1 protein-coding gene and 1 pseudogene are annotated in these 2,368 nt (G+C 73.9%); both read right to left on the minus strand.

From position 1 onward, the window contains the following. Nucleotides 1-1,251: pseudogene (locus P3H78_RS33035) on the minus strand (hypothetical protein); the annotation flags it as partial. Next, nucleotides 1,248-2,368, minus strand: a 1,121-nt coding sequence (locus P3H78_RS33040) for a hypothetical protein (RefSeq protein ID WP_276112864.1), incomplete at its 5' end; no start/stop codon positions are given. The pseudogene P3H78_RS33035 and the gene P3H78_RS33040, both read right to left, overlap by 4 nt.

The raw sequence follows: 2,368 nt of genomic DNA on the forward strand, positions 1-2,368 counted from the left end.
GGTCGCCGGTGTGCGCGCTGGCCAGCTTCTCGCGGACCGCGTCCAGGGCCAGGACCTGTTCGACCTGGTCCAGCAGCGGGGCGCGCCGGTTGCGGAACGCGGTGATCGACCGGCGCACCGTGCCGCCGGGGAACTCGCTCCGTAGTGCCGCGGTGACGGCGGCCGGGCGGGTGGCTTGAAGCGTCTGCCACCAGGCGGCGAGCGGCCCGTCGCCCAGGACGTCTCCCCCACTGCGGGCGATGAGGTCGGTGAGCAGGGTGATCTGCTCGGCGGGCAGGTCGTGCTGCCACGCGGTGCCGTACAGCCAGTCGGCCGCCGCCTGCCGGGCAGCCTCGGGTTCGGCGCCGGGTTCGGCGTGGACGGCGAGCTCGGCATCGTTCTCGGCTCGGTGGCGGCCAGGGCCCCGGCGTGGGCTTCGGCGGCCCGGGCTGCGGCCTCGAGCGCGCCCCCGTCGCCGGTCTTGTCGAGGCGGTGGAGGTGGGCCTGTTCGCGTCCCTGTCCGGCGAACGCGGCCAGGGCCTGGTGGTCGCTGTAGACGACGCCGTGGTCGCGGGCCTGCATCAGGTGAGCGAGCACGATGGGCGCAGGCCCGTGGGTGAGGGGCCGTGGGCCTTCCAGGACTGCGGCGCGCACGAGTTCCAGAAGGTCGTCCTGGGCGGCGCGCCCGTGGGCGGCATCGGCGTAGGGCTGCGCGCCGGGCGGCACGGTCACGCTCTGGTCGGCCGGGCCGTCGGGGGCGGTTGCGCGGCGGGCGGCAGCGCCGTCGGCGGGCAGGGTGGGCAGGTGGCTGGCGAGCCGGTCGACGTGGTGGCGCGCCAGGTTGTGCAGCGCGAGCGCGAAGAAGCCGCGCTGGGGGCCGCTGTTGTTGAGCACCGTCTTGGCGGCGTCCGCGACCTTCTGGTGGCGGTGCATCTCTCCGGCGAGTCCGCCGACGTCGCGGTGCCCGGTGCACAGGCGCAGGGCTGCCTCAAGGTCGTGGCCCGCCTCGGCCGGCATGTTGTCGTCGAAGGGCAGGTGGTCGAGGAGGTAGGCGAGCGCGGTGATGCCGTCCTGGTCCTGTTGCAGTTCCTTGTCCGGGTAGGTCGCTCCGGTGGTGCGGAGGCGGTCGGGCACCAGGTGCTCGGCGAGGCGTTCCGCGGCCTGCTCGACCAGGCGCAGGGCGTGGTGGGCGGGCTGGACTGTGTGGCGCCCGCTGTGCCGTCCGATCACCGCTTCGACGGCGCGCAGCGTCTGCTCGGCGCTGGCCGTCAACTCGTGTGCCTGGGCCGCCTGTTCGTGCCAGCGGATCGCGCCGCCTCGGGGCGGGTGCCGAACTGCTCGGCGGTAGCGTCCTGCCACAGCGCGAGGGACGCTTCGTCGGCGATCTCCTTGAGCGCCTTCTCGCTGACGTACTGGCGGCCGCTCCAGGTCCGGGTGAACTTCCCCAGCGCGGCGACGAGTTGCAGGGCGCCGGTGCGGGCGGCGGCCTGGTCGGGATAGGGGTCCTCGCCCTCCCCCATCCCCTGCGGGTCTGCAAGGTGCCAGGCGGCCAGCGCGGACGCCGACAGGGGGGTGCCGGGGGCTGCGGCCGCGGTGTCCAGGCGCGCGGTGACTTCGCGGACCAGGTAGGTGTGCAGGAGTTCGGCGGCGGTGGTGGGCGCGTCGTCTTCGCCGAAGTACAGCCTCAGCAGCCCGGCCGGAAGATGGTCTTGGAGCGAGGCGAGGTGTGCCTCGGTGAAGCGGCTGACCAGGTCGTCCGCGTCGTCGCCCAGGCTGCCGGTCAGGCGCAGGCGCAGGTCGATGTCGCTGCTGGCGGCGTCCGCGACCTCGGCCACCTGCTCGGCCCACGGCTGCCACCGCTCCGGCAGGTCGGTGCCGGCGGCGGGCAGCGGGGCCAACGGTGCTGCCGAGTCGGCGGGCGCGGCGTCGCGCAGGGTCTGCCACATGGTGCCGAATAGGCCGACGAAGTCGCCCGTGGGCCCGATGTCGCTGTGCAGGGCGCGCCTCAGGCGGGGCGACATGTCCTGCTCTCGCTGTTCCAGCCACGCCCACAGAGCGGGCGCCTGGGGCACCTCCGCCGTTGAGGAGGCGTGGTAGTGGATCGTCGAGAGCAGCTGGTGGTCGGCGCGGGCGTGCGCGGTGAGGGCCTCGAGTTCGCGCTTCAGGTGCGGGTCGGCTTCGTCGACGAGGCTCTGGGTGCGCTTGGCGTGCGATGCCGCAGTGCTCTCCAGGGTCATCAGCAAGTCGCCGTGGCCGAACTTGCCCTCATCCGACTGCTCGTGCCACACCTGCTTGGTGAGCTCGCCGATCTGGTGGCACAGGGCGGGCAGGGCCGGGGAGACGCCCGCGGTCAGGTCACCGTGCTCGCCGGCAAGGTGCTCCAGCAGAC

The sequence above is a fragment of the Streptomyces tropicalis genome (assembly GCF_029269835.1).
GTDB classification, from domain to species: domain Bacteria; phylum Actinomycetota; class Actinomycetes; order Streptomycetales; family Streptomycetaceae; genus Streptomyces; species Streptomyces tropicalis.